Below are 19,353 nucleotides of genomic sequence, written 5' to 3'. Positions count from 1 at the left end.
AATCAGGCGGTGCGCAGGATCTCGACGCGCGCGAAGCCCTCGGACTGCTCCAGCAGGGTGTGCTGGAAGGTGAAGGGCAGCTGGTCGATCTGGGCCAGCAGCGGGGTGGGCACGTGGGGGGCCACCAGGTCGAAGCCCTCACCGGGGTTCAGGGAGGAGGCGGCACCGATGACCGCGGCGTGGCGCAGACGGTGCGGGATGGCGCGCGCGTCCAGGGTGAGGCGCTCGTCGCTGTGCTCGTGGCAGCCGCAGCTGGACTTCTTCTCGGTGACGGGCAGCAGCTCGGGGCTCTCGCTCATAGGGTTCTCCTTCGGAGTGTTCGTACTGGCCACAGCGACCTTACTACTGAGGCGGGCCGGCGGGAACGACCGTCCACGTTCGCCGGTACGACCTCCACCACAACCGACCAAAATCTCATAAATGACGCGGAGCCGTGTCGTCTATGAATTTTCTGTTGGTGTGCATGCGGGTGTTTCCAGCGCTGTTGGATACGGTTGGGCCGTGGAGACGGACAAGCCGGCAGCGGCGGCAGGCGCGCAGATCAAGGCGCCCATCGCCGACGACGAGGCCAGCCGCCTCAGCCGGGCGCTGACCACCCGGGTGGCGCCGCGCCTGGTGGCCCTGGCCCTGGGCGCCGCCTGCATCCTCATGGGACTCAACGCCGCCCTCCTGCGCCTCAACCTGCCGGCCCCCATCGACAGGGCCGAGCTGGCGGCGCTCCACGGGCCCCTCATGCTCGTCGGCTTCCTGGGGACCGTCATCGCCCTGGAGCGGGCGGTCGCCGCCCGCGCCCCCTGGGCCTTCCTCGCCCCCCTGGGCAACGCCGCGGCCTGCCTGGCCCTCATGGCCGGCGCCCCCGACGTCGTCGGCCGGGGCCTCATGACCATCGCCGCCGGCATCCTGTGCGGCATCTACCTGCGGGTTCATCGGCGCGCCCCCAGCGCCGCCGTCGACGTCGAGGCCATGGGTGCCGCCGCCCTCCTGCTGGGAGACGTCCTGTGGCTGGGGGGCCGCGGCATCGAGGACGTCGTCCCCCTGTGGCTGCTGTTCCCCACACTCACCATCGTCGGTGAGCGCCTGGAGCTGGCCCGCATCGCCTTCCTCGACGAGATGGTCGAGACCGTCGTCGAGGCCCTGTCCGGTGCGGCGGTCCTGGGTGCCTGCCTGCTGCTGGTGGCTCAGGGATCCCACCTCGTGGTCGGTCCGGCCCTGCTGGGGCTGGCCGTCGTCATGGCGTACTACGACGTCGCCCGGCGCACGGTGCGTGCCGGCGGCGGGGTGCGCTTCATAGCGGCCTCCATGCTCGCGGGCTACGCGTGGCTCGCCGTCGCCGGGGCGGTCTGGTCGCTGTGGGGCATCCAGGGCCTGAGCGGATCCGCCTATGAGATCGTCATCCACTGCATCACGGTGGGCTTCGCCTTCTCCATGATCCTGGCCCACGCCCCGGTCATCATCCCCGCGATCGTCCACCGCGCCCTGCCCTACCACCGGCTCATGTGGCTGCCCTACGTTCTGCTGCACGCCGGCCTGGTGGTGCGCGTGGCGGGCCTGCTGGCAGGCACCGCCGGCGTCTGGCGGATCGGCGGCGTCGTGGGGGTGGCGGCGATCCTCGTCTTCATGGTCCTCACCCTGGGGCGTGTCCTGACCTCCGGCAGCATCCGGAAACCGGTCCGGACGAGGAGGCCGGCTGCGGCCGCAGCATCCGGATCGACGACGTCGCAGGCGGGCGGGAGCCCCGCATGAGCCTGTCCATCGGTTCTCCCGGCACCGGGCCCGGACCCCGGCCCGGCTCGTCTCCCGGTCCCGGACGATCGCGGGGCTTGGGCGGCCGCCCCGCCAAGAAGACCTCCCGGCGCACCACCCAGGTGCGTCGCAACGCCCTCGTCATGGCCTGGTTGCTCACCGCCGCGGTCCTGGCGGGTCTCACGATCGTGGGCCCCCTGGTCTCCTGGGGCACCTGGCTGCCTCTGCACGCCCTGCTCCTGGGAGGCATCGGCAGCGCCATCACCATCTGGTCCGCCCACTTCGCCGACACCCTCCTGCACCGGCCCGCCCTGGGCGGCGCCGCTCTCCTGGACGCGCGCCTCTACGCCCACAGCCTCGGCACGGCCGTCGTGCTCACCGGCATCACCATGGGCCACCAGGTGCTGGCGCTGATCGGGGCGGGCATCGTCATGGCCCAGGCCATTGCCGGCGTCGTGGCCATCACCGTGCAGTACCGGCGCGCCATCGCCCCGCGACTGGCGTCCCTGGCCGTCCACTACGCCGTCGCCCTGGTCCTGCTGGCCACCGGTGCGCTCCTGGGCTTCCTCATCTCCTGGTCCAACGCCCGCGGGCGCTCCGGGCTGGCCGACATCTTCTACCTGGCCCACACGACCACCATGCTGCTGGGCTTCGTGGGCACCACGGTCCTGGGCACGCTCACCGTTCTGTGGCCCACGATGCTGCGCACCCCCATGGAGCCCATGGCGCCGCGCTGGACCACCCGCGGCCTGCCCTATCTCGTGGGCGGCACCGCGCTCGTGGCCTCCTCCGGGCTGTGGCCTCCCCTGGCAGGTCTGGGCACCCTGGTCTACCTCGGCGGTGCCTGCGGAGTCCTCGTGCCCGCCTACAGGACGGCCCGCCGGGTCCCGCCGACATCCTTCGCCACGGCGTCAGCCACGGCCTCGGTGTTCTGGTTCGTCGGCTGCGTCGCCGTGCTGGGGACCCGTATGGCTCTGGCCGACGACGCGGCCGCCGCCCGTGACGTCGTCCACGCCCTGCGCCTGCCCCTGGCGGCGGGCTTCGCCCTCCAGATCCTCGTGGCGGCCCTGAGCTATCTCGCCCCGGTGATGCTCGGCGGCGGCCCTGCGGCCACCCGGGCCACCAACACGATCATGGATCGTCATGCCGCGTACCGGGTCACCGCCGCCAACGCCTGCCTCCTGCTGGCCATCACCCCCACGATGCCCTGGCAGGTGCGTCTCGTCGCCGGGGCGCTGGCGGCCCTGGTCACCTCCTACCTGCTGGTGGGCATGATCCTCTGCCTGCGCGAGCTCTCCCGCCGCAAGCGCACGCTGCGCACCCCGGCGGGCGCCGCCCCCACCTTAGATCCCGCGGGCCGTCAACCCGCCCAGCCCCGAAGAGGAACCCGATGACGAAGACGCCCGACGCACAGGCACCATCCCCGGATGAGGCCGCCACCTCTGAGAACACCGCCTCGGGCGCCGCCGAGAGCACTGCCGCTCAGAGCGCCGGTGGTGCCGCAGCCGGCAGCGCCGAGACGGCTCCCGACAAGCCCGAGGCCGCCCACCGCCGGGCGGTCACGGCCGGCACCGCTCCGGCCATCGACCGCAACCGCCGCCCCCTGGCGAGCAGGGCCAACTCGACGGCGGGGGCCGGTGCGACAGCATCTGCCGGGTCAGCGTCATCGGGCGGCCTGCTGCACTCCGCCGACCGCCGCGGCATCCTCATGGGGCTGCTCACCGCCGGAGCGGCCGTCGTCGTCGGCAGCGTCATCGGCAACCGAGGCCAGGGCGGGGCCACCCAGGACATCGAGGCCACCGGCAACACCGTCAACGCCACCATCAAGGTGGAGGGCATGCGCTTCGTGCCGGACACGGTTGACGTCACCCCTGGCGACCGACTCGTCATCACCCTGGACAACACCGCCGACCAGGTCCACGACCTCGTCCTGGCCACTGGCCAGACCACCGGCCGCGTGGCCGCCGGTGCCAAGGGCACGCTCGACGCCGGCGTCGTCGCGGGGCCCGTCGAGGGCTGGTGCTCAATCGCCGGCCACCGCGCCCAGGGCATGGTCTTCCACGTCACCGCGGGCGGGACGGCTGCCGGTGCCCACCAGCACGGCGGCGGCCAGAGCACGCAGACGGGCTCGGGCAAGGATGCGGTCCCCGACTACTCCGCCCACCTGCCCGCCGACTTCAAGGCCTTCGACGCCGCACTGCCGCCCACCCCGAGCAGCCCCGACGGCGGACCCATGACCCACCGGCACACCTTCACCGTCAAGGAGCAGGTCATGCAGGTCGGTGGTGGTGTCACCCAGCGGCGCATGACCTTCAACGGCCAGGTCCCCGGCCCCGTCCTGCGCGGCAAGGTGGGGGACACCTTCGAGATCACCCTGGTCAACGACGGCACCATGAGCCACTCCCTCGACTTCCACGCCGGCATCACCCCGCCCGATAAGGCGATGCGCTCGATCAACCCCGGGGAGTCCCTCGTCTACACCTTCAAGGCCCAGCACTCGGGGATCTGGCTCTACCACTGCTCCACATCGCCGATGAGCCTGCACCTGGCCGCCGGTATGCACGGGGCCGTCATCATCGACCCGCCGGGTCTGCCGGCCGTTGACCGCGAGTACGCCATCGTCGCCTCCGAGGTCTACCTCGGCCCCGAGGGCGGCGAGCCCAACACGGACAAGATCGCCGCCAAGACCCCCGACCTCATGACCTTCAACGGGGTGGCCTTCCAGTACCACCAGCAGCCGCTCAAGGCCAAGGTGGGTGAGCGCGTGCGCTTCTGGGTCATGGCCGCGGGGCCCTCCCTGCCGACGTCGTTCCACGCCGTCGGCCTGCACTTCGACCAGGTCTTCTTCGAGGGGGCCTGGACCCTCGGCGGCCCGAACCGGATCGGGGCCGCCTGGTCCTGCGGATCCCAGGCCCTCGGCCTGCAGCCGGCCCAGGGCGGCTTCGTCGAGTGCGTCGCCTCCGAGCCGGGCCACTACGTGTTCGTCTCCCACTCCTTCGCCGACATGGAGAAGGGCGCTCACGGTGTCCTGGAGGTCACCGCCTGAGCCGGGCGCGCCTCGTGACGCGGCCTTGAGAGCCACCGAACGCGCTTCGGCCCCGGGCGACTGTGCCCGGGGCCGAAGCCTTGCGATCTGAGTAGTGGTTGGTGGGTGGACAGATGGTGTTGTCGGAGCCGTGGAGGTCAGGCGACGTCGGCGTGGACGATCTTCAGCCCCGGCTCCTCCTGGGCCGGCTGGGCGGGCTCAGCCGGGCTGAGCTGGCAGCCGTCGGGCCCGTTCGGGAGGAACTTGATGCGCTCGTAGGCCTCCGGGTCGGGGCCGACGACGGCCCGCAGGAACCCCTCGTGCATGGTGCACACCAGGTCGCGCGGCCGGTGGTTGCGCGTGACCAGCGGGCAGGAGCGCAGGACGACGGTGTCGCCGGAGACCTCCGGGGCGAAGCCCATGACCGCGAGGTAGGGGATGAGGGCGGTGACCCGGTCCACCTCCTCGCCGTCGACCACGGGCTCGGCGATGGTGCCGGGGGTCAGCTCGGCCCAGCGACGACCGATCTCCAGAGCGGTGGTGCGGGCCTCCTCGCCCTCGCCCAGGGTGTCGGCGATCGCATCGAGCAGCAGCAGGTAGGCGTCGACCATCTGCTGGGGGTCGGGAGCCGTTGAGGCGTAGCGCAGGGCCGGGCGGCCCCGCTTGCCCGTCGGCTTGGTGGACACCGTGACGAACCCGGCGTCCACCAGGGCGTCGAGGTGCTCACGGACGGTGTTGTGGTGCAGGTTGAGTGCGCTGGCGACCTGGACGGCCGTCATCGCGTCGTTTGAAGCCTCCACGACCTCCAGGACGCGCCGGCGCGCCGCTGAGAGGTTGGCGCGTGCGGACAGGTCGCCCAGGGCAGGACGTGGGAGTGAAGGGATCGGACGGTTGTGCATGTCATGAGACTAACGCGCTTTCGCTTGTGGGAACCGTCAAAATCGGCTTGTAGTTGAAACCTGCAACGGCTATGTGATGTGAGTTTTAGCACATGGTGTCCAATAAGGGTTCCGTTGAAACGTGAAAAAACTCAGTACTGGCGCCGTTTTGGGTGGGTCGTCGCCCAGTAGTCGGGCAAACGGTCCTCAGAGTTAAGGATCGCGCTATCAACGAAACCGTGATGCTCATGGAAGGACGTCGCCCGGCGCGTCGTGGCCTCCCGCTGGGCGACCGCCCCTCGGCGTCCCCTGGAAGGACCGGGTCGAGTCCGGCAGGCGGTCGGTGTCGTCCCGGGACAACCCGCCGACGGAGGCGGGCTCAGGCGGGTCTCCGTCCCGCCGCCAGGCGCCCACGGGCGGCAGGGGCTCGCCGTGGGATGTTGTTCAGGGCTTGGTGGGATCCTCGGCCTCCAGCGACGGGGCCAGCAACCGGCGGAAGGACTCCACGCGGGCCCGGCGCCCCTCGGGCGCGGCCGGATCGCTCACCCACTCGTCCAGGGCGCAGTCGACGACGCCGTCCTCGTGGGTGCACCCGCGAGGGCAGTCCTCGGCCACGGAGTCCAGGTCCGGGAAGCCACGCAGGACGTCGGCGCTGCCCACGTGGGAGACCCCGAAGGAGCGCACTCCGGGGGTGTCGATGACCCAGCCGTCGCCGGGAAGGGCAAGGGCCTGGAGGCTGGTGGAGGTGTGGCGGCCGCGGCCGGTGACCTCGTTGACGTGGCCGGTGGCGCGGTCGGCGCCGGGAACGATCGCGTTGATGAGCGTGGACTTGCCGACCCCGGAGTGACCCACGAGGACTGAGACGGTGCCGCTGAGCGCCCGGCGGACCGCCTCGACGCCGTCGTCGTCGGCCTGCTCCTGTGGCCCGCCGGTCTCGGTGGGATCGGCCCCGCGCTCTGAGGTGCCGGGGTGTACTCGCGTGGCCAGGCAGCGCACGCCCAGGGGGCCGTAGAGGTCCGTCAGGGGGGCGGCGTCGGCCAGGTCGGTCTTGGTCAGCACGATGAGCGGCTCCATGCCGGCGTCGTAGGCGGCCACGAGGTAGCGGTCGATCATCCGTGGGCGCGGCTCGGGGTCGGCCACGGCGGTGACGATGACGAGCTGGCGCGCGTTGGCGACGATCGCCCGCTCGGTGCCGGCGGCGTCGCCGTCCTCGGCGCTGCGGCGCAGCAGGGTGGCGCGCTCCTCGATGCGCACCATGCGGGCCAGGGTCCCGGTGCGTCCGCTCGTGTCCCCGACGACGGCGACCCGGTCGCCGACGACGACCTTGCCCCGACCGAGCTCGCGGGCCTTCATGGCGGTGATGTCGCCGCTGGAGTCCTCGGTGAGTCCGGGATCGTCGAGGCGGATGCGGTAGTGGCCGCGGTCGATGCGGGTGACCATGCCCAGGACCGCATCGGAGTGGCTGGGGCGCTGCTTGGTGCGGGGGCGCGAGCCCCGGCCGGGGCGGACCCGCACCCGGGGGTCGTCGGTGCCGATATCGCGTCGGGCCATCAGTCACCGGCTCCCGGGAATCCCGGACTGCCAGGCACAGCGCTGAGCTTCCTGCCCACGGTGGCGAGCATGGCGGCCCACAGGCCCACGAAGTCGGGCAGCGTCTTGGAGGTGCACTCGACGTCGTCGAGGCGAACCCCGTCCACGCCCAGACCGATGATGGCGGCGAAGGTGGCCATCCGGTGGTCGGCGTAGGAGTGCAAAGCGGCGCCGTGCAGCGGGGCGGGGCGGATGATGAGCCCGTCAGTGGTCTCCTCAGCGTCCCCGCCCAGGAGACGGATCTCGGTGGCCAGGGCCGCCAGGCGGTCGGTCTCGTGCCCGCGCAGGTGCGCGATGCCGGTGAGGGCGCTGGCGTGGCCCTGCGCCCCAGCGAGGGTGGCCAGGGCCGCCACCGTGGGGACGAGCTCGCCGACGTCGGACAGGTCCGCCTCGATCCCGCTGAGCCGCCCGGTGCCGCGGGCGGTGAGCAGGTCACCCGAGAGCGTCACCTCGCCGCCCAGGCGGGGTAGGAGCTCTCGCCAGGCGTCACCGGCCTGGGTCGTGGCCGCCGGCCAGTGGGGGACGCTCACCCGGCCGCCGGCCACGAGGGCCGCTGCGAGGAAGGGGCCGGCGTTGGACAGGTCTGGCTCGATCGCCACCTGCCCGCCGCGGGGGCTGCCGGGGCGGACCCGCCAGGTGCGTTCGCCGTCGCCGGCCCCGGGGGAGGGCTCGTCGACGGCGATGCCCCGCTCGCGCAGCGTCGCCACCGTCATGGCCACATGCGTCAACGAGGGCACTGGCCCGGTGGGGGTGAGCTCCAGGCCGCCGGGCAGGAGGGCGCCCAGGAGCAGGAGGGCCGAGACGAACTGGGAGGAGGCCGAACCGTCGACCGCCACGCGGGCGTTCTGGGCCTTCAGGAGTGCGCCGTCGCCGGGGCCGATGCGTACAGGCAGGAAGCCGGGCTCACCGAGGTGGGTCACCTCCGCGCCCAGGGCTGCCAGCGCGTCGAGCAGCGGCGCCATGGGGCGGCGCCGGGCGGCCTCGTCCCCGTCGAAGACGACCGGGGCATCGGCCAGCGCGGCCAGTGCGGGCACGAAGCGCATGACGGTCCCGGCCAGGCCGACGTCGATACGGCCGACGCCGTCGGGAGCTGCCTGCACGTGCAGTGGCAGGGGAGCCGGCGTGACGCGCAACCGCGTGCCGGAGTCGTTGAGGTCCTCGAAGCGGGCCCCGAGCGCCGTGAGGGCGGCGAGCATGAGCTCGGTGTCGCGAGAGCGCAGGAGCCCGCTGAGCGTCGTCGGCGCGTCGGCGACGGCGGCCAGCAGCAGAGCCCGCGCGCTCAGCGACTTCGACCCCGGCAGCTCCACGACGGCGTCCAGCGCCCCCGCCGCCACCGGCGCCCGCCACGGCTCGTATGAGTCCGCTGATGCAGCCGCCGTGGCGGATGCGCCCGAGGCGCTGGGGCTGTCGGTCACGCCAGGGCCTCGATGACCGCGTTGAGGGTAGTCGAGGGGCGCATGACGGCGTCGGTCAGGGTCGTATCGGGACGGTAGTAGCCGCCGATGTCCACCGGGGAGCCCTGGACGGCCAGCAGCTCGGCCTGGATCGTGTCGTTGAAGGCCTCGAGCTGCTGGGCGATCGGGTCGAAGACGGCGGCGAGCTCCGGGCTGGTCTCCTGCGCGGCCAGCTCTCGGGCCCAGTACAGGGCCAGCCAGGCGTGCGAGCCGCGGTTGTCGATCTGCCCCAGTCGGCGCGCCGGTGAACGGTTCTCCTCCAGCAGCCGGGCCGTGGCGGCCTCCAGGGCGTCGGCCAGGACCTCGGCGCGCTCGTTGCCGCTGACCTGGGCCACGTGGTGGAAGGCCTCGGCCAGGGCCAGGAACTCGCCCAGGGAGTCCCAGCGCAGGTAGTCCTCCTCGAGCAGCTGGCGCACGTGCTTGGGGGCCGAGCCCCCGGCCCCGGTCTCGTACAGGCCGCCGCCGTTCATCAGCGGCACCACGGAGAGCATCTTGGCGCTCGTGCCCAGCTCGAGGATGGGGAAGAGGTCCGTGTTGTAGTCGCGCAGGACGTTGCCGGTCACCGAGATCGTGTCCTCGCCGCGGCGGGCGCGCTCCAGGGACAGGCGCGTGGCCGCCACCGGGTCTAGGACGCGGATGTCCAGGCCCTCGGTGTCCTCATCGGCCAGGTAACGGTGCACCAGGTCGATGAGGACGGCGTCGTGACCACGCTCGGGGTCCAGCCAGAACACGGCCGGGGCGCCGGTGGCCCGGGCCCGTGTGACCGCCAGGTGCACCCAGTCGCGGATGGGGGCGCCCTGGGTGGTGCAGGCCCGCCAGATGTCGCCGGCGGTCACCTCGTGGGACAGCAGTACCGTGCCGGGCGCGGCGCCTGCGCCCTCGACTACGACGACCTCCACGGTGCCGTCGGCCGGGATGAGGAAGGTCTTGTCGTGGCTGCCGTACTCCTCGGCCTTGCGGGCCATGAGACCCACGTTGGGCACCGAGCCCATGGTGGCCGGGTCCAGGGCCCCGTGGGTGCGGCAGTCCTCGATGGCGGCCTGGTAGACCCCGGCGTAGGAGGAGTCCGGAATGACGGCGAGCGTGTCCGCAGTCTGGCCGTCCGGCCCCCACAGGTGGCCGCCGGCCCGGATCATGGCGGGCATGGAGGCGTCGATGATGACGTCGCTGGGCACGTGCAGGTTCGTGATGCCGCGGTCGGAGTCCACCATGGACAGGCGCGGCCCGGCGGCGAGCTCGGCCTCGATGGCGGCGCGGATCTCCTCGCCCTGGGGCAGCGCCTTCAATCCCGCCAGGATCGAGCCCAGCCCGTCCTCGGCGCGCAGGCCGGCCTCGGCCAGCACCTGCCCGTAGGTGGAGAAGACGCCCGGCAGGGCGGCGCGCACCGTGTGGCCGAAGATGAGCGGGTCGGAGACCTTCATCATCGTGGCCTTGAGGTGCACCGACAGCAGCAGGTCCTCATCCTTGGCGGCGGCCACCTGCCGTGCGAGGAACTCGTCCAGGGCGACGGCGCTCATGAAGGTGGCGTCCACGACCTCCCCGGCCGTTACCGGCAGCGACTCCCGCAGGATGACGGGGTCTCCGCCGTCGGCCGGGCGCAGCCGGATCTGCAGGGTGCCGGCCTCGGGGACGACGACGCTGCGCTCGTTGTGCCGGAAGTCGCCGGACCCCATCGTGGCCACGCGCGTGCGCGACTCGGGCGACCAGGCCCCCATCGAGTGCGGGTGCGAGCGGGCGTAGGCCTTGACGGCCGCCGGGGCGCGGCGGTCCGAGTTGCCCTCGCGCAGGACGGGGTTAACGGCGCTGCCCTTGACGGCGTCGTAGGCGGCGCGGGCCTCCCGCTCGGCGGGCGTGCTGGGGGAGTCGGGGTAGTCGGGGATCTCGTGGCCCAGGGCCTTGAGCTCGGCGATGGCGGCCTTGAGCTGAGGCAGGGAGGCCGAGATGTTGGGCAGCTTGATGATGGTGGCCGCAGGGGACTGGGTGAGCTCGCCCAGGCGGGCCAGGTCGTCGTCGGCCAGGGAGAAGGCCGCCAGGATGCGGCCCGCCAGCGAGATGTCCGCGGTGCCCACGCTCACGCCCGCCCGCCGGGCGAAGCCGCGCACGATCGGCAGGAAGGAGTGGGTCGCCAGCATCGGCGCCTCGTCGGTCCAGGTGTAGACGATGTCGGGCTCCGCGGTCTGCCTCGACTGGGTCGACTGGCTTGCCTGGGCCGGCTGGGCGGACTGGACGGTCATAGGTGCTCCCTGCGTGTCGATGACGTGTCTGCGCGTGGTGAGGTGGGGTGGAGTGGACGAGGTGAGGCTAACCGTCACCTGTGACGTCCAGGTGACGGCGATGACGGGGGCGGGGTGCGAACCGGCTGACCCCGGCGGCGTGTCTCAGGCGGTCACGTAGCGCTGGCGGACGGCCTCCTGGGCGGCCTCGATCGCCTCGCGCTGCTGACGGGAGTTGCGCAGCTGCCAGGCCAGGGACGGCCTGCCCTGGCGGTCGACGGCGGCCAGGACGAGCCCGGCGCCCAGCGCGGCCCCGCGCAGCAGGCCGGAGAGGGCCTCCTTGCGAGCCGTCGTCCCCTTGACCGCCCAGACGGGGTTGTTGACCACGGTCAGGGGGATGTTGAGGGCGGCCAGGATCGTGGCGTTCGTGCGGGGCGCCCGGCCGGCGGCCAGACCCAGCCCGGCCACGAGGCTCACGGCGCCCGAGGCGCGAGTGAGCATCCGGGCGTCGGAGGTCAGCACCGGAGGCAGCCCGGCGCGTTCCAGGGTGGGGGCGACCTTCTCGAACTTCTCCACGTGGCGTGACGGGCGCGCGAGGGCATCGAGCCCGTCGACGATGAAGGGCGCAGCGAGCATCGGGCGGGCGAAGGAGCGCAGAATGTTCATGCCCCCATCCTGGCCTACCGGAGCGGCTCGGGCCAGCGACTTCGCCGCAAGAACGTGGCACGCGCCTCGCTGAGCGCGGACGGGGAATGAATCCGGGGCACCGTCCTGTTGGTCAGGACATGAGCACTCAGCAGCCGATCGTGCCGACGTCGAGCCGGCCCTCCCGACGCCGGAGCGCGCCGAGGATCCCGTCCGCGAGCGGCCCGCGGCGTCGACTCGACCGGCTGGATGGTCCTGGCGGGCGCGCCGGCACCAGTGGCCCAGGACCGACCCGGTTCCCCGGCGGCTCGTCGGACCGACCCGCCACAATGACCGGTCCCCCTGGCGCTGATGACGTCCGGGAGGCCCGGATCGGGCTAGGCTCGTGGGCGATGACGGACATCGATGACCACACAGACGAGATCACCCTGGATGAGGTGATCGACCCGAACGATGGTGCGGACGGCCTCGACCGCGCTCCCTCCGATGAGGACGAGGCGGCCCGGGCCGCTCGCTTCGAGGCCGAGGCCCTGCCCTACCTGGACCAGCTCTACGGTGCCGCCCTGCGCATGACCCGCAACCGGGCCGATGCCGAGGACCTCGTTCAGGACGCCTACGCCAAGGCCTTCGGCTCCTTCCACCAGTACCGGCCCGGCACCAACCTCAAGGCCTGGCTCTACCGGATCCTGACCAACACCTTCATCAACTCCTACCGCAAGAAGCAGCGCGAGCCGCTCCAGTCCGACGCGGACACCGTCGAGGACTGGCAGCTGCACCGGGCCGCCTCCCACGACTCGGTGGGGCTGCCCAGTGCCGAGAACCTCGCCCTGGACTCCCTGCCGGACTCCGACATCAAGGAGGCCCTCGGCCAGCTCACCGAGGACCGGCGCCTGGCCGTCTACCTGGCGGACGTGGAGGGCTTCTCCTACAAGGAGATCGCCGAGATCATGGACACGCCGATCGGGACCGTCATGTCCAGGCTGCATCGAGGGCGCCGCCAGCTGCGCGAGCTGCTGGCCGACTACGCCCGCGAGTACGGCTACGGGGAGGAGGAGAAATGAGAGACCGTATGGAACCGGGAACGAACGGTGAGAACAGCGCCGAATCCGCCGAGGATCCCAAGACGGCAGCCGGCTCCCAGGACTGCTCCTGCGCCGAGGCCCGCGCCCACCTGGAGGCATTCCTCGACCGGGAGTGCACGGCCGACCTCACCGAGCGCCTCGCCCAGCACGTCGCCACCTGCCCGCACTGCTCGCGCATCGCCGACGCCGAGACCCACCTGCGTGAGATCCTGCGCTCGCGGTGCGCCGAGCAGGCCCCTCCCGAGCTGCGTGCCCGGGTCCTGGGGCGCCTGTCGACCCTGCGTGCCACCGCGGTGAGCGTGACGACGACGTCGACCACGACCCAGACTCAGGCCTCCGCCTCCGGGCGGGTCGTGCGCATCGTGGAGTCCCGGGTCGAGTCCTCCCGGACCGTCCACTTCGAGCGCGACTGAGGAGGCGCCCGGTCAGGTTGAGGCCGCTGGCCCGCGGCCGCGTCCTCGCCCGCCGTGACATGTGGTCGCCTTCACCGGCTGGTCGGCGGTGCGAGACTGGCCGGGTCGCGTCGCCTTGTGCGAGAATCAGCGGCGTTCCGTGCCCCCTCGTGGGGCGAGTCCAGACACGAGGAGGCAGTGATGAGCAAGCGCGGTCGTAAGCGTCGTGCACGCGCCAAGTCCAGCGCCAACCACGGCAAGCGTCCCAACGCCTGAGCCGGGGAGCGCGCCGAGCGCAACGCCCTGAGACATAACAGACGTCGGCCGGTCACCACCGCGGTGACCGGCCGACGCCGTCCTTTAGCCGTCCCGCAACCGCCCTGGTCAGGCGCCGGTTCGCGCTCGCAGTTTGGGTCCTACGGCCTTGACGGTGATGAGACGCTGAGGTGTGAGCCGCGGGACACGGCCTGATTCGTGGTGAGGGGCACTGTCCAACCTCTCACCGAGGAACCCGGTGGTGTCTCGTGGGTATGGCCTTGCCGGCTCCTCCCCAACGACGGCGGTGTGACATGAACCTGAGGAACCTGACAGCACCAGACCAGTGGACACTCTCTGACAACTCGCTCCTGCGGCGCATCCTCGTGTGCTTCCTGGGGGAGGTGATCACGGCGGTCGGGATCGCGATCTGCCTGGAGGGCAAGAGCGGCGTCGACCCGTTCACCGCCTTCCTGCAGGGCATCTCCCACGTCTCCGGGATCTCCTTCGCGGCGATCGTCCCGATCGTTAACATCATCATGCTGATCCTCGTCTTCCCCTTCGACCGGTCCATCTTCGGTCTGGGGACGGTCATCAACTTCACCGTCGTGGGCGTCCTCGTGGACTACTTCCGCCCGATCTACCGCAGCTTCTTCCACGTCGAGTACTCCGTCGGCAGTATGCTCCTCCACCTGGCGATCGGGCTGCCGCTGTTCTGCCTGGGAGTCTCCATGTACATCACCTGCGACCTGGGCCAGTGCCCCTATGACGGGATCGCTCCCTCGCTCAGGCGGCACTTCCCGCGCTACCGCTACCGCGCCTACCGGCTGGTCCAGGACATCATCACGATCTTCCTGGCCCTGCTCCTGATCAGGTTCGACCTCTCACTGGGCATCGTCGCCCTGGGCACGGTCATCATGGGCTTCTTCATCGGCCCTATCGTCGGTTTCTTCAACAACCACGTCTCCAACCGCCTGGTGGGGATCAGCGGCGACATCTTCGCCGCCTCCGAGTCGTCGTCTGACGAAGGCTCCCCAGCGCCTGCCTGAGCGGCGGGTATCGAGGCCTCAGGACTCGGGGCGCTCGACGCCGAGCCACTCGTACCAGCCGCGGTGCAGTACCAGCCAGGCCAGCAGACCGTAGCCGGCCTGGCCCGGGTGCGTGCCGCCGGCGGCGGCGACGTCAGCCGTCCACTGCTCGTGGTTGCGCAGCGGCTCGAAGGCGTCCACGTAGGGCACGTTGCGGCGCAGGCACACCTCCTCGGCGGCCTGGGAGAGCTGAGCGGTGGCGTCGGGATCGGCCTCGGGCAGAGGCGGGGGCCCGACGACGAAGCACTCGCGGTGGTCGGAGGCGGCCGTGTCGAGGATGTTGGCCAGGGCCAGGCGGGAGCGGGCATAGGAAATGCCGGCGAGCACGTCGGCCACGCCCAGCCCCACCACGAGCCGGTTGATACCGGTGTGCGTGGAGCGGCGGGCCACCTCGGGCCCCCAGCGGTCGGACATCTGCGCGGTCGTCTCACCGGGCACCGCCAGCGAGGTCCACAGGATGTCGGCGTCCCGTGGCGTACGGGCCATGACCCGGCCCGTCCAGCCCAGAGCGCGTCCGTCACCATGACCGGCCACCAGCTCGTCGCCAATGAAGCTCAGCCTCGTCTCACGCATGGCAGCGCCTCCTCATGACTCACGATCCCTCATGCTGTCTTGACATTATCGTGACCTTGCGGTCTTGCGCGGGAGGCTGACGGCATTTCGGAGGCTTTGGCCTGCAATGAGTCGGGAACAATCAGCCCTTTCTCAGTCGCGGGCGAAGGCCTGACGGATGATCTCCTCCTGCTGGGCGCGGTGGACGCCGGCGGTGCCCACCGCGGGCGCGGCGGCCTCGGGGCGGGAGACCAGCGTAGGCAGGACGCCACCGGTCAGCTCCGTGGGCAGGTGGAGTACCAGGTAGGGCCACATTCCCTGGTTGGCCGGCTCGTCCTGCACCCACACCAGCTCGGCCCCGCTGAAGGGTGCCAGCGCCTCGGCGATGGCCGAGGTCTCCAACGGGTAGAGCTGCTCGAGGCGGACGATGGCCGTGCTCGTGTCCCCGGTCTTGGTGCGCTGGGCCAGCAGGTCGTAGTAGACGCGCCCCGAGCACAGCAGCACCCGGTCCACGCCCTGATCCTGCGCCGTGGCCAGGACGGCGTCGTCGACCTCGCCGATGACCGGCTGGAAGGTGCCGGAGGTGAAGTCCTCCACCGGCGAGCAGGCGGCCTTCAGACGCAGCAGCTGCTTGGGGGTGAAGACGATGAGCGGGCGGCGCGGGCGGTGGTAGGTGTGCTCCCGCAGGAGGTGGAAGTAGCTGGCGGGTGTGGAGGGCTGAGCCACCAGCATGTTGTCCTGGGCGCACATCTGCAGGTAGCGCTCGATGCGCCCCGAGGAGTGGTCCGGCCCCTGCCCCTCCTGGCCGTGGGGAAGCAGCATGACCAGGCCGGAGCGCTGCCCCCACTTCTGGGCGGCGGAGGTGACGTACTCGTCGATGACGGACTGGGCTCCGTTGGCGAAGTCGCCGAACTGGGCCTCCCACATCGTCAGTCCCTCGGGCCGCTCCACTGAGTAGCCGTACTCGAAGGCCAGGGCCGCGTACTCGCTGAGCAGCGAGTCGTAGATCTCCAGAGGCGCCTGGTCCGGGGTGAGGAAGCTCAGCGGCGTCCACTCCTGACCGGAGACGTGATCGTGCAGGACCGCGTGGCGCTGGGCGAAGGTCGCCCGGCGGGCGTCCTCACCGGCGATGCGGATCGGCACGCCCTCCATGAGCAGACTCCCCAGGGCGATGAGCTCGCCCAGGCCCCAGTCGATGCCGCCCTCGCGCGTGGTCTCGCGGCGCTTGGCGAGCATGGCCTGGAGCTTGGGGTGGACGGTGAAGGAGCCCGGCCAGGCGACCTGGGCGTCCCCGATGCGCTCGACGACGTCGCGCGGTACCGCTGAGGTCCAGCCGAGCATCATGCCGCTGCCCGCCTGCTGGGAGTAGGGGACCTCCAGGGAGGACAGGGGCACGCCGACCTTCGTGGGGTCGGACAGGTCCTGGGCGGCGGCCCCCGAGGCGGCAGCCTCCCCGGGGTCCCTGGAGCCCTTTCCTTCCCCGGTGATCTGGATGCGGGCCTCGGTGAAGATCCGCTCCAGCTCGCCCTGGTAGTTCTCGGCGATCTCGCGGGCCTCCTCCGGGGTGATGTCGCCACGCCCGACGAGAGCGGCGGTGTAGACCCCGCGGGTGGAGTCCAGGGAGTCGATGAGCCGGTACATGAGTGGCTGGGTCATCGAGGGGTCGTCGCCCTCGTTGTGCCCGCGGCGCCGGTAGCAGATGAGGTCGATGATGACGTCCTTGTGGAAGGTGCGTCGGTACTCGTAGGCGTGGCGGGCGGTGCGGGCCACCGTCTCGGGGTCGTCGGCGTTGACGTGGAAGATCGGCACCTGCAGGCCCTTGGCCAGGTCGGTGGCGTAGATGGTGGAACGGGCCGAGGCCGAGCCGGTGGTGAAGCCGATCTGGTTGTTGACGATGATGTGGACGGTACCGCCGGTGCGGTAGGCGGGTAGCTGGCTCATGTTGAGGGTCTCGTAGACCACGCCCTGACCGGCGAAGGCCGCGTCGCCGTGGACGAGGACCGGCATGACCGTGTAGCCCTTCTCGCCCAGGCCGATGCGGTCCTGCTTGGCGCGCACGATCCCCTCGACGACGCCGTCGACCGTCTCCAGGTGGGAGGGGTTGGCGGCCAGGGAGACGCGGGTGGACACGCCGTCGGTCCCGGAGAAGACGCCCACGGTGCCCAGGTGGTATTTGACGTCCCCGGTTCCGGCTCCCTCGATGACGCCGTTGCCCTCGAACTCGTCGAAGACCTGGCCGTAGGACTTGCCGGCGATGTTGGTGAGCACGTTGAGCCGGCCGCGGTGGGCCATGCCGATGACGACCTCGTCGAGGCCGTCGTGGGCGGCGGCGTCGAGCAGACGGTCCAGGGCCACGATGAGGGACTCCCCGCCCTCGAGACTGAAGCGCTTCTGGCCCACGTACTTGGTCTGCAGGAAGGTCTCGAAGGCCTCGGCCTGCTCCAGCTTGGTGAGGATCCGACGGCGCTCCTCGTCACCGATGTCCTCCCAGTCGCGCTCGAGTCGCTCCTGCCACCAGGTGCGCTGGGCCGGGTCCTGGATGTGCATGTACTCCACGCCCACGGTGCGGCAGTAGGCGTCGTGCAGCATCTTGAGGATCTCGCGCAGGGTGGCGCGGTCGCGCCCGCCCAGGCCCCTGGTGGGGAAGGAGCGGTCCAGGTCCCACAGGCTCAGCCCGTAGGAGGTGATGTCCAGGTCCGGGTGGCGGCGCAGGCGGTAGGTGAGCGGGTCGGTGTCCGCGGCGAGGTGCCCGCGCTGACGGAAGGCGTGGATGAGCTCGGCCACGCGCGCCGGCTTGCCGGTCTCCAGCTCCGGATCGTAGGTGGTGTCGCGCACCCACTCGACCGGCTCGAGGGGGATGCGCAGGGACTCGAAGGCCCGGCTCCAGAAACCGTCCAGCCCCAGGAGCTTGCGCTCCACCAGGCGCAGGAACTCGCCCGAGGCGGCGCCCTGGATGACGCGGTGGTCGTAGGTGGAGGTCAGGGTGACGACCTTGCCGATGCCCTGGCGGGCCAGGGTGTCGGGGCTGGCGCCGGCGAAGGCCGCCGGGTAGTCCATGCTCCCCACCCCCACGATGAGTCCCTGGCCGGGCATGAGGCGGGGCACCGAGTGCAGGGTGCCGATCATGCCGGGGTTGGTCAGGGTCACGGTGGTGCCGCGGAAGTCGTCGAGGTCCAGCTTGTTCTGGCGGGCCTTGGCCACGAGGCCCTCATAGGCCTCCACGAACCGGGACAGGTCCATGAGGTCGGCCTGCTTGATGGAGGGCACCAGCAGGCGGCGCTGCCCGTCGGCGCCGGGCACGTCGATGGCCAGGCCGAAGGCCACGTGGGCTGGCTCGTTCAGGACCGGCTTGCCGGTCTCGTCGACCCCGTAGGAGACATTCATCGAGGGCATCTCGGACAGGGACTCGACCACCGCCCAGCCGATGAGGTGGGTGAAGGAGACCTTGCCGCCGCGGGTGCGGGCCAGGTGGCTGTTGATGACGGCGCGGTTCTCGATGAGGACCTTGGCGGGGACGGCCCGGGCGGAGGTGGCCGTGGGCATGGACAGGGAGTCGTCCATGTTCTTGGCGGTGCGGGCGGCCGCGCCCTTGAGGCGGACGGAGCTGTCCTCGCAGCCATCGCCCTCCAGGTCGTGGGCGGGGTGGGCGGTCAGGCGCTGGGCGTAGGGGGAGGTCGGGGGAGCGGTGTCCGACGGCGGGGCCGGGGGAAGGTCGGAGCGGGTGACGTCCTGGACCGCGGAGGAGCGGCGCTGGAGGACGGCGGCTTGCGGCGTGATGGTCGCCCGGCGCGGCCCTCCGGGGGCTGACGACGCAGAACCGTTGGCGAAGTCGTTCGAGGGGGTCGAGCTCGGTCGCCGCAGGCCGGCACTCGGGTCGGTCTCGAAGAGCTCTCGCCACTGGGGGCTCACGGAGGAGGGATCTGCCGACCAGGCGGCCCGCATCTCCTCCACCATCCACTCGTTGGCACCGAAGCCTGGGCTGGTCTGGTCCTGCGTGGGCACGTCGGGTCTCCTCGGTGAACTCGTCAGTCTGCCGTCCCGGCGCTGGGAACCTCGGCGGGACCCGGGGAGGAACGGCGGTGTCCGTAGGACATCCTAGGAGGTGAAAGGCGTCTCAGGCGAGCAAATGCGGGACCAAGGACACATGCGTGTCCCGGCTGTGACGCGCTCGCGGCCCTGGGTCGAACGGCCCGACGACGGTGACCTACATGTCGCGCCACTCCTCGAAGGCGTCGAGCCGGGATGTGTCGCCGTCTTCAAGTGCCTGAGCCACCGCCTCGAGCAGATCCGTCCGAGGGTCCTCCTCGCTCCGGAGCCGCTCCAGGTTCATCTCGAATGACCAGCCACCTGCCATCACACCGTCTGCCAGAAGTTTCTCGAGCGCCCTTCCGGACTCCTTGTGGTGCTCGGGTGAATGGGCAAACAGGTTGAAGTGA

General features: G+C 71.3%; 15 protein-coding genes. 7 read left to right on the top strand and 8 right to left on the bottom strand.

The annotated features are described in order from the left end of the window. Positions 1-2: 2 nt before the first annotated feature. Positions 3-299: a DUF2249 domain-containing protein gene (locus BKH33_RS11310; RefSeq protein ID WP_003785642.1), complete on the bottom strand. Its 297-nt coding sequence runs from the start codon at positions 297-299 to the stop codon at positions 3-5. Between the two features lie 202 nt (positions 300-501). On the opposite strand from BKH33_RS11310, the gene BKH33_RS11305 reads away from it, so the two are divergent. Genes BKH33_RS11305 through BKH33_RS11295 form a run of 3 tightly spaced genes read left to right on the top strand, consistent with a single transcriptional unit; the run spans position 502 to position 4,789 of the window. Then, positions 502-1,743: a hypothetical protein gene (locus BKH33_RS11305; RefSeq protein ID WP_076071943.1), complete on the top strand. Its 1,242-nt coding sequence runs from the start codon at positions 502-504 to the stop codon at positions 1,741-1,743. After that, entirely contained in the window at positions 1,740-3,137 is a 1,398-nt protein-coding gene (locus tag BKH33_RS11300; RefSeq protein WP_043539963.1) for a hypothetical protein, read from the top strand. The genes BKH33_RS11305 and BKH33_RS11300 overlap by 4 nt, the downstream gene beginning before the upstream one ends. Then, entirely contained in the window at positions 3,134-4,789 is a 1,656-nt protein-coding gene (locus BKH33_RS11295; RefSeq protein WP_076142755.1) for a multicopper oxidase domain-containing protein, read from the top strand. Before BKH33_RS11300 ends, BKH33_RS11295 begins: the two co-directional genes overlap by 4 nt. 137 nt (positions 4,790-4,926) lie before the next feature. On the opposite strand, the gene BKH33_RS11290 is transcribed toward BKH33_RS11295, so the two are convergent. The 5 genes from BKH33_RS11290 to BKH33_RS11265 all read right to left on the bottom strand — a co-directional run bounded on the left by BKH33_RS11290 (position 4,927) and on the right by BKH33_RS11265 (position 11,569). After that, the gene (locus BKH33_RS11290; RefSeq protein WP_003781557.1) at positions 4,927-5,667 is read right to left on the bottom strand and encodes a helix-turn-helix transcriptional regulator; all 741 of its coding nucleotides are present in this window, start codon (positions 5,665-5,667) and stop codon (positions 4,927-4,929) included. 423 nt (positions 5,668-6,090) lie between these two features. Next, on the bottom strand, positions 6,091-7,197 hold the full coding sequence (rsgA, locus tag BKH33_RS11280) for a ribosome small subunit-dependent GTPase A (protein WP_076142754.1): 1,107 nt from the start codon (positions 7,195-7,197) through the stop codon (positions 6,091-6,093). Then, complete coding sequence (gene aroA, locus BKH33_RS11275) at positions 7,197-8,651, bottom strand: 3-phosphoshikimate 1-carboxyvinyltransferase (protein WP_081395138.1); 1,455 nt, start codon at positions 8,649-8,651, stop codon at positions 7,197-7,199. Before aroA ends, rsgA begins: the two co-directional genes overlap by 1 nt. Next, entirely contained in the window at positions 8,648-10,924 is a 2,277-nt protein-coding gene (locus BKH33_RS11270; RefSeq protein ID WP_003785745.1) for an NADP-dependent isocitrate dehydrogenase, read from the bottom strand. The genes aroA and BKH33_RS11270 overlap by 4 nt, the downstream gene beginning before the upstream one ends. A 144-nt stretch (positions 10,925-11,068) precedes the next feature. Continuing rightward, positions 11,069-11,569, bottom strand: a complete 501-nt coding sequence (locus BKH33_RS11265) for a DoxX family protein (RefSeq protein WP_003785726.1) — start codon at positions 11,567-11,569, stop codon at positions 11,069-11,071. A gap of 371 nt (positions 11,570-11,940) precedes the next feature. Here BKH33_RS11265 and BKH33_RS11260 point away from each other — a divergent pair, with 371 nt between their 5' ends. The 4 genes from BKH33_RS11260 to BKH33_RS11250 all read left to right on the top strand — a co-directional run bounded on the left by BKH33_RS11260 (position 11,941) and on the right by BKH33_RS11250 (position 14,326). After that, positions 11,941-12,609 (top strand): sigma-70 family RNA polymerase sigma factor, encoded by a 669-nt coding sequence (locus BKH33_RS11260; RefSeq protein ID WP_003785717.1) that lies wholly within the window; start codon positions 11,941-11,943, stop codon positions 12,607-12,609. Continuing rightward, a complete protein-coding gene (gene rsrA, locus BKH33_RS11255) occupies positions 12,606-13,043 on the top strand; it encodes a mycothiol system anti-sigma-R factor (protein ID WP_043539987.1) in 438 nt (145 codons plus the stop codon). Before BKH33_RS11260 ends, rsrA begins: the two co-directional genes overlap by 4 nt. 180 nt (positions 13,044-13,223) lie before the next feature. Next, positions 13,224-13,298 (top strand): 50S ribosomal protein bL37, encoded by a 75-nt coding sequence (locus tag BKH33_RS14395; RefSeq protein WP_370538935.1) that lies wholly within the window; start codon positions 13,224-13,226, stop codon positions 13,296-13,298. Between the two features lie 293 nt (positions 13,299-13,591). Continuing rightward, a complete protein-coding gene (locus BKH33_RS11250) occupies positions 13,592-14,326 on the top strand; it encodes a YczE/YyaS/YitT family protein (RefSeq protein ID WP_003785719.1) in 735 nt (244 codons plus the stop codon). A gap of 18 nt (positions 14,327-14,344) precedes the next feature. On the opposite strand, the gene BKH33_RS11245 is transcribed toward BKH33_RS11250, so the two are convergent. Both BKH33_RS11245 and BKH33_RS11240 read right to left on the bottom strand, forming a co-directional pair. Beyond that, complete coding sequence (locus BKH33_RS11245) at positions 14,345-14,938, bottom strand: GDSL-type esterase/lipase family protein (RefSeq protein ID WP_003785741.1); 594 nt, start codon at positions 14,936-14,938, stop codon at positions 14,345-14,347. Positions 14,939-15,070: 132 nt separating this feature from the next. Then, the gene (locus BKH33_RS11240) at positions 15,071-18,919 is read right to left on the bottom strand and encodes a multifunctional oxoglutarate decarboxylase/oxoglutarate dehydrogenase thiamine pyrophosphate-binding subunit/dihydrolipoyllysine-residue succinyltransferase subunit (protein WP_076071958.1); all 3,849 of its coding nucleotides are present in this window, start codon (positions 18,917-18,919) and stop codon (positions 15,071-15,073) included. Positions 18,920-19,353 lie beyond the last annotated feature (434 nt).

Origin of the sequence: Actinomyces naeslundii, from assembly GCF_001956585.1 — a bacterium.
Lineage (GTDB): Bacteria > Actinomycetota > Actinomycetes > Actinomycetales > Actinomycetaceae > Actinomyces > Actinomyces naeslundii.
This window is presented reverse-complemented; position numbering and strand designations above follow the sequence as displayed.